Source organism: Sphingobacterium sp. SGL-16 (assembly GCF_011043515.1).
In the GTDB taxonomy this organism is placed as follows: Bacteria; Bacteroidota; Bacteroidia; order Sphingobacteriales; family Sphingobacteriaceae; genus Sphingobacterium; species Sphingobacterium litopenaei.
In genome coordinates this window covers 1-8,375 of record NZ_JAAKGQ010000078.1, presented here as the reverse complement: position 1 = coordinate 8,375, position 8,375 = coordinate 1, and the positions used below count along the sequence as shown (strand labels likewise).

Annotated in this window: 10 protein-coding genes; 8 read left to right on the top strand and 2 right to left on the bottom strand. The window is 34.2% G+C overall.

Annotated features, from left to right (window positions below):
- Positions 1–14 precede the first annotated feature (14 nt).
- Positions 15–428, bottom strand: a complete 414-nt coding sequence (locus G5B32_RS16320) for a BT0820 family HAD-type phosphatase (protein ID WP_165292558.1) — start codon at positions 426–428, stop codon at positions 15–17.
- 248 nt (positions 429–676) lie between these two features.
- On the opposite strand from G5B32_RS16320, the gene G5B32_RS16315 reads away from it, so the two are divergent.
- From G5B32_RS16315 to G5B32_RS16300, 4 genes are all read left to right on the top strand, one after another.
- Positions 677–1,477 (top strand): tyrosine-protein phosphatase, encoded by an 801-nt coding sequence (locus G5B32_RS16315; protein WP_206366938.1) that lies wholly within the window; start codon positions 677–679, stop codon positions 1,475–1,477.
- Between the two features lie 141 nt (positions 1,478–1,618).
- Positions 1,619–3,619, top strand: a complete 2,001-nt coding sequence (gene dnaG, locus G5B32_RS16310; protein ID WP_165292557.1) for a DNA primase — start codon at positions 1,619–1,621, stop codon at positions 3,617–3,619.
- A 27-nt stretch (positions 3,620–3,646) separates the two neighbouring features.
- Positions 3,647–4,000, top strand: coding sequence for a YraN family protein (locus G5B32_RS16305; RefSeq protein WP_165292556.1), 354 nt, complete (start codon positions 3,647–3,649; stop codon positions 3,998–4,000).
- A gap of 10 nt (positions 4,001–4,010) precedes the next feature.
- Positions 4,011–5,063: a glutaminyl-peptide cyclotransferase gene (locus G5B32_RS16300; protein ID WP_165292555.1), complete on the top strand. Its 1,053-nt coding sequence runs from the start codon at positions 4,011–4,013 to the stop codon at positions 5,061–5,063.
- Between the two features lie 25 nt (positions 5,064–5,088).
- Here G5B32_RS16300 and def read toward each other — a convergent pair whose 3' ends face one another.
- Positions 5,089–6,309, bottom strand: coding sequence for a peptide deformylase (def, locus tag G5B32_RS16295; protein WP_165292554.1), 1,221 nt, complete (start codon positions 6,307–6,309; stop codon positions 5,089–5,091).
- Positions 6,310–6,388: 79 nt separating this feature from the next.
- Between def and ruvX the strand changes: the two genes are divergently transcribed.
- From ruvX to G5B32_RS16275, 4 genes are all read left to right on the top strand, one after another.
- Positions 6,389–6,802, top strand: coding sequence for a Holliday junction resolvase RuvX (gene ruvX, locus G5B32_RS16290; RefSeq protein ID WP_149914180.1), 414 nt, complete (start codon positions 6,389–6,391; stop codon positions 6,800–6,802).
- A gap of 4 nt (positions 6,803–6,806) precedes the next feature.
- On the top strand, positions 6,807–7,241 hold the full coding sequence (gene ybeY, locus G5B32_RS16285) for an rRNA maturation RNase YbeY (protein WP_165292553.1): 435 nt from the start codon (positions 6,807–6,809) through the stop codon (positions 7,239–7,241).
- A 99-nt stretch (positions 7,242–7,340) separates the two neighbouring features.
- The gene (locus G5B32_RS16280) at positions 7,341–8,009 is read left to right on the top strand and encodes a DUF2490 domain-containing protein (protein WP_149914150.1); all 669 of its coding nucleotides are present in this window, start codon (positions 7,341–7,343) and stop codon (positions 8,007–8,009) included.
- Positions 8,010–8,047: 38 nt separating this feature from the next.
- The coding region (locus G5B32_RS16275; RefSeq protein WP_165292559.1) for a transposase at positions 8,048–8,375 on the top strand (328 nt) is incomplete at its 3' end.

Sequence of the window (8,375 nt, the reverse complement as noted above, 5' to 3'; positions counted from 1 at the left end):
ACGTATATCGTATATTATGTGAAAAACAACCATCCCTTTTTTGTTTTAGCAGGTCTAGATGAAAGCTCTAAATCAAATTGTAAATTTAACGCTTTTTTCTGCTGAATAGATTGATAAATGAAGTGCCAATCAGGAAGTCCTCCAAAATTTCTATCGTCGATAAATAAGTCCGCTTTTAATTTGCGAGGAGCTAAAGATCTATCTTCTTCTGGAAAATTGGCATTATGAGCATAAAAATATAAGCCATTTTTTGCACAAAATTTAATAGCATCTTCTAGCAAATGACCTTCTGTAACTGTCCAAAGAATGAGCGTATTATTTTCGTTCTGCAATTGCTTAAGTGTATCAAATGCATAAGGTATGGGTTTCCCAATTTGGGGAAATTTATGTTCTACAATAGTCCCATCAAAATCAACAGCTATAATCATACTTACAGTTTATTTCATCACATATACAAAAAGATTTTCTCCATAAACATGTAAACACATATCTACATTTACTTAATAAAAAAATTATTATACTGTAACAAAACTATTCATATAGTATTTTTGTGATATATTTTAACATTATTAATGAGACATGGCATGGAAATTGCCTAATACCTAATGATAGGGATAATTAAAAATTAAGGCGCTAAAAATTTTAAATTGCCTAATTTAATTTGTTAAATTATATTATGAGTTTTTTTTCTAAAATATTTGGTTCTAAAAAAGTGGAAGGTGATAAGGTTAGATCTTTAGGGAAACTTTCTTTTTTAGAAGTGGATATGCACAACCATTTACTACCAGGGATAGATGATGGAAGTCCTTCAGTAGATGAATCCTTAGATTTAATAAAAGGATTAAATGGTCTTGGGTTTCAAAATTTTATTTGTACACCTCATATAATGGATGGAGTACACCCAAACAACAAATCAACAATTAACGAAGCCTATAAATCACTAAGCGAAGCATTGTCACAGAAAGGAAGCAAATCTAAAATTTTTGCGGCGGCAGAACATATGATAGATGATGGTATAGTTCCACTAATTGCAAAAGACAATTTATGTGTGATGCCGGGCGGATACGTTCTTATTGAAATGTCCTACTTGGCAGAATCAAAGGCTTTATTCCAAACTATTTTAGACATTCATAATTTAGGTTATAAACCTATTTTAGCTCACCCTGAACGTTATAATTACTATCATTATAATTTTGATATGTACAAACAAATTAAAGACGCAGGGTGTTTGTTGCAATTGAATCTATTATCAATAAGCAGATATTACGGTACAGAAGTAAAAGTTGCCGCATTAACTATGCTAAAATCAGGTATGTATGATTTTGTAGGAACCGATTTACATCACCAGAAACATTTAGCTGCATTGCAAGATGTAGTTGCTAAATATCCTATTCGCGATCTTCTAAGAACTTGTAATATATTAAATCCTTCTTTATTGAACCATCTTAGTAAAGATGCCTCAATAGCAGCAGGATAAAATAATAAATATTAAGAGGGAATTTTATAAGGTGGAACTACAATTCCACCTTTTTTATTTTATCTAATTTTTATTTCTGAAGATTGACTAATTATTTTTCTAAATTTGAAATACGTCATATTCAATTGAAAGGATAGAAAATTGATAGCAAAGGAAACAATAGAGAAAGTATTAGATACAGCTCGTATCGAGGAAGTTGTAGGGGATTTTGTTGACTTAAAAAAGCGGGGCACCTCGCTTATAGGGAATTGTCCATTTCATAACGAAAAAACCCCATCCTTTCACGTTTCAGTAGCTAAAGGAATTTATAAGTGCTTTGGATGTGGAGTAGGTGGAGATTCACTTAAATTTATTATGGAGCTGGAGAAGTTTACTTATCCAGAAGCCATTCGATACCTGGGAAACAAATATGGTATTGAAATAGAAGAGATCGAACGCAGCCCCGCTCAAATTGCTGCCCAAGACAAACGAGAAAGTTTATATATCTTAAATCAATGGGCTAGCAAATTCTTCAAACAAAATCTTTGGGAGACTGATTTTGGTAAATCCATTGGATTGTCCTATTTCAAAGAGCGCGGATATCGTGAAGATATCATTAAAAAGTTCGAACTCGGCTATTCACCAGACCAATGGACAACTTTAGTCGATGAAGCTAAAAAAGCTGGTTTTCATGAAAGTTTTTTAGCAGAACTTGGACTTGCAATAGAGCGCGACGATAAATCCCTATACGATAGATTTAGAGGACGTGTTATATTTCCTATTCACAATTTGACTGGACGTGTAATAGGATTTGGTGGACGTACGCTCAAAACCGAAAAATCTGTAGCCAAGTATGTAAACTCTCCCGAGTCTGAAATTTATCACAAATCGGATGTTCTTTATGGTTTAAATTTTGCCAAGAAAGCCATTATGGATGCTGACCTGTGCTATTTGGTAGAAGGTTATGCCGATGTGATCGCTATGCATCAAACTGGAGTTGAAAATGTGGTTTCTTCTTCGGGAACCTCACTTACAACGGGACAGATTAAGCTTATTTCGCGTTTCACAAAAAACGTAGTTATCTTATATGATGGAGATGCCGCAGGGATAAAAGCTTCATTGCGTGGTACGGATATGCTGCTGGAAGAAGGCTTGAATGTAAAGGTTTTATTATTTCCGGACGGCAATGACCCTGACTCTTACGCTAAACAAGTTGGCTCCTCAGCGTTCAAAGAATATATACAAAAAAATCAAGAGGATTTCATTTTTTATAAAACGAATATACTGCTGAAGGATGCAAAAGACGACCCTATTAAGCGAGCGGAAGTTATTCGCGAAGTGGTTACCAGTATAGCTTTGATTCCCGATGAAATAAAGGTTTCGGTATTTATACGACAATGTAGTTCGCTTCTAGATATTGAAGAACGTATACTTTTATCGGAGTTAAACAAAATTCGTCTGGGCAAAGCTAAAGCCCAGGATAAGAAATCTGTTCAAAGCAAAGGATATCAAACACCTTCAGCTCCATTAGCGGGGGACTTTCCTGCTGATATGCCTCCTGCTGATTTCTTTCTCACCGAGGATGAAAAAAAAGAAGCAGGTATCGATTCACATGCGACCCAACAATTAACATCAGAATTACTTCAAGAAAGAGAAATTGTTCGAATACTTCTTAATTACGGAAGAGAACTCGTTACCTGGGAAGGAGACGGAGATATTCCTGTAGCCCCGTATTTGTTAGGAAGTTTAGATGATATTGAATTTGAGGACAACACATGTCATAAAATCATTATAGAATTTCAAAAGCAAGCTGAAAATTTTGAAGTACCAGATGCTAAATTTTTTATATCCTCTCCAGACCAAGACGTGGCTGCTTTAGCAATTGATTGTATTGCTTCAAAATATGAAATCAGTCCCAATTGGAATGATGATAAACGAAAAATTTATGTCACACAAGAGATTGAACATTTAAAGGAATTAGTAATCCAGGCAATCTATCGAATCAAAAAACGTAAATTCTCTCGTGAAATGCATAAGGTGCGTGAAGAAATGAAAAAGAATCTTTCAGCAGAAGATCTGGAAATTGAACTACATAAATATCAAAAGCTTAAAGAAGCAGAGAAAATGCTAGGTCAATTATTAGGAAATATCGTAATAAAATAAACATTCATTACTCTTAGATATATTGATATGGCTAAGCATCTAGAATCCGGAAGATTTGGTGAAAACTTAGCATTAAATTATCTTCGAAATAATGGATATGAAATTCTAAAAGTAAATTGGCGCTACAAATATTGGGAAGTAGATATTATTGCTAAAGAAGGAATTTACCTAGTACTTGTAGAGATAAAGAGTAGAAAATCCAATTTATTTGGTGAACCAGCAAATTTCGTGGATGACAAAAAACAAAAGAATCTAATTCAAGCCGGAGAAGCGTATCTTGAGGTAAATAATTACGAAGGCGAGATTCGCTTTGATATTGTATCAGTATATTTAGATTCAGACAAAATAGAATTAATTAAGGATGCTTTTTGGAGCAATTAAACAAAAAAACATGCGCATAAAATTAATATCAGGATTATCCTTAGCTATTTTAATAGCCATTGGAGGTTGTAAATCACAAAAAGGAAAATTTGAATTTGTAAAACCAGAATCAGGTCAACGCGTAGCTTTTGGAGAACAGGTAAAACTTACACTCAACATTCCATTTACATCTTTGGACTCGGTAGTTTATTCCATCGATGGAGAGCACTTTATTACGAAAACTGATACTTCAAGTGTAGTTTTTAACACGAAGGATTATGGTTTTGGAGACAGGTCATTGTCTGCCAAAATATATGCAGAAGGAAAAGAAGATATAGCTTATAGCAACGTAATAGTATTACCACCCACTGCAAAAAATTATGCTTTCGAAGTAATAAAAGAATATCCTCATGATACCAAAGCATATACACAAGGTTTACAATATGCAGATGGCGTTCTTTATGAAACGACAGGTTCACCTGACGATTTAATTAGCGAAGGTGTGGTGACAACACTGCGTAAAGTAGATTTGAACTCAGGAAAAATTCTTAAGATGGAAAAACCAGAAGGATTTTTCGGTGAAGGAATGACCATTGTAGGAAATAAAATAGCATTTCTAAGTTGGAGAGAAAAGAAAGGTTTTTTCTATTCTAAAGACTCCTTTAAGAAATTAAGTGAATTTTCATATGAAAATAGCCTTGAAGGATGGGGACTAACTTACGATGGCAATCGCTTAATTAAGTCGGATGGCACTAACCGTCTTTACTTTTTAAATGCCGAGACAGGAAAAGAAGAGTCTTCTCTGGGTATTTATGATGAAAATGGACCTGTTAACTCCCTAAATGAGTTAGAATATATTGATGGTAAAGTATATGCCAATATTTATGGTGAAGATATAATTGTAATTATTGATCCGAAAACTGGTGCAGTAGAAGGTCGTATTAATCTAGTGGGATTATATTCTGAAAGAGCTCCAGTTAATAATGAACTTAATGGCATAGCCTATGATTCAGCCAATAAAAGATTATTTGTGACAGGTAAGCTTTGGCCAAAATTGTATGAAATAAAATTAGTGGAAAGATAAAAAAGGCAGCTTAAAGCTGCCTTTTTTATGGTCTTATATTTCCGTTTTCAATAGAAAATTTCAACTTCTCGTTTAGCTCTATTTTTTGATTTGCCGCTTGTTCTTCTAGACGATCTGGATATAAAATTCCGTAAAGATGATCTACTTCATGTTGAAATATTACAGCAGTAAACCCCTCAATGTTTTCTTCAATAACATTTCCGTTTTTGTCCCAGTATTGCAATCTAATAGCATAGCTTCTTGTAACATCATCACGCCTGTCAGGTATAGAAAGACAACCTTCAGCACCCAGGCGCGTTAGTTTTGATCGCCAAATAATCTTTGGATTGATAAAAAATTCAAAAGGCTCACCTGCTTTGTCAAAACGCTGTACCCATATCAAATTTTTATTGATTCCAACTTGAGGAGCTGCAATGCCCACACCTGCATGCTCTGGCGCTTGAACTGTTGCAAGCATTCTTTTTTCCAAAATTTCTAATAATGGGTCATCTATATTAATATCTTGGGAAGTAGCTTTTAATACCGCCAATTCTTTCTCATTTGTAGTTTGGTAAACGTGCAATTTGCTGCTTGTATCGCCAGTAGAAATAATGTTTTTTTCTTTTTCTGTAAAGTTCTTTGCCATAGCTTTATTGACTGGTCTTTCGTTCTTTGGTCCTTTATATGCTTTTTCTCCAGCTAAAATATGAGTTTGAAGTATATTTTCTGCTGGTGGCTTTGGACATCTGTATCCAGAGCTGTATGCACAATATGGATTGTATGCTTTGTTAAAATCAATTGTAATTTTTCCGTTGACCACTTTTGATGCATCTAATTCAATGTATCTGCCACCAGTATATGTCTCAAATCCATTTGTCTCATCAATGAAAGGTAAGAATAAATAATCTTTATACTGGGGATTTTGAAATATAGCGGCACTTTGATAAGCCGTTAATGTGTGTTTCTCGCCCAAAATTTCGAAATGAAGTAAGGCATATCGCTTATAATCATTGCTAGTTCCATCGTAAGTAGGCATTCGAAAAGGTTTTTCACCGAACAATATTTCTACATCTGCCTGAACAACAAAGTTTTCATTTGCGGTATAATAATCCAAATAGCCAATATTTTCTTTACGTAATGGACCAAAAGTATCCTTCTCAAATTTGGATTTTATTTCGTTCCTGTATGAATCAATCTTTTGCTGATATGTTTGAGCCTTGCTTCCAAATGGCAATAGAAATAGTAATAGGTATAAGATAAATCGCATAAAAACTAAAATATACGACCAAAGTTATAGATTTTTATCATCAATAATGAATTGTACCTTTGTTAAAATTTTTGAGGTTATGCGATTAATGGCATTTGATTATGGTACAAAGCGTATTGGGATAGCTGTTACGGACCCGTTACAGATAATTGCAACTGCGTTGACCACTGTGCATCCTGATGATATATTTAAATACTTGAAAGACTATTTGCAACAAGAGCAAATTGAAACTTTTGTAGTTGGTAGACCTCTGCAAATGGATGGCACAGATTCCGAATCGGCTCAGCATGTTGTAGGATTTGTACGAAAATTAAAAAAGGAATTTCCTGCAATCAATGTTGTAGAAGTGGATGAGCGTTTCACATCAAAAATGGCTTCCTCGGCTATAGCGCAATCGGGCATGAAAAAGAATAAAAAGCAAAATAAGGGATTGGTGGATACGATTTCTGCGACGATTATTTTGCAAACATATATGGATACAAAAGGATTTTAATAGAATGGCATTAAAAGATATTTCATTTTTTTCAGAAGATATTGATTTTGTTCTTAAGGATAAAGCAAAAGTTAGAACTTGGATTGGAGACACCATCAAATCTGAGGGATTCAGACGTATAGGAGAATTAACTTTTGTATTTTGTTCAGATGAATATTTATTAGACATCAACAAGCAATACTTGAATCATGATACATACACAGATATTGTAACTTTTGATTCCTCGGAACAGCAGGATGAGATCTCTGGAGATATCTTTATCTCTATAGAAAGAATTCGTGAAAATGCCGCAAAATTCGCAGTAACCGAAAGAGATGAATTACACCGCGTGATTATTCATGGCGTATTGCATTTATGCGGTTATTATGACAAGAAAAAGCAAGACAAAGAACTCATGACTTTAAAAGAAAATGAGTATTTGGAAAAGAGGACTTTCTAAACAAAATTCTAAAGTGAACTTTAACAGTTCACTTTTTTTATACAAAATTGTTACAGCAAATGCGCATAATGTGAACTTGTTAGGTCTTATTTTCGAAGCATGAGAGCATTAATTCTATTATTTACTTTAACTATTTGTATTTCTTCACAAGCGCAATCATTGAACGGTTGGCTTATGTATTTCGGTAATACACAAATCAAAGAGTCAAAATTTAGTTTACATCATGAATTGCAGCTTCGTGATTATAAAATTATTGGAGACCATAATCAAACATTAATTCGAGTAGGTGGTCAATATCAATTCAAACCCTATTTCCAAGCCACATTAGGTTATGGTTTTATCCACACAGAATTAGAGGGTACTCCAAATAATCCCTTTGCAGAGCATCGCATTTACCAAGAAGGTGTATTTTCACACGGAATTTCGAGTTCTAAATTAAGACACCGAATTAGATTCGAAGAACGTTTTATTGAAAACCAAGATTTAAGAGGTCGTTTTAGGTATTGTTTGTTTGCTGATATTCCGTTGAGTGCAAAGCAGTTTGATAAGAATGGAGTTTATTTGGCTCTATACGACGAAATATTCTTAAACATTTCGGATAACAAATCTATTAAGGCATTTGACAGAAATCGAGCATATGCTGGATTGGGTTATAAATTGAAGCAGAATCTAGGCTTACAGTTGGGCTATCTGCGTCAGCATGTGGGCTCAAACTCTGGAACAAATCATTTGATGCTTTCAATGCATCACAAAATGATTTGGAAATAAACTAAAACGGGTTATTACCACTATCCCATCATAAAGAAATAGAATATGTAACTCGGGATGGGGCCACAGCTAATGCCAGTGCCACCACAAAAGCTATTCCAGAAGCAAACCAGATCGTCTACAGGTTCCATTTAGTGAAAAATTTAAGTGATGCCCTTCAAGAGGGAATTCAGCAAGGTTACAGCTATTTTAGGACGGTTTCTAAAGTTATTTATACCGAAACAGAATCAAAGAGCCCTCCTGCTATTAAAACGAATTTGGATTCCGAGAACTATACTAACGAAAATATTAAGCAGAAAATCTCATCTGGTATATGGAAGAAAGAAGAAAAACTTGTTCAAATGATCCAAATGAGGGAAAATGGAC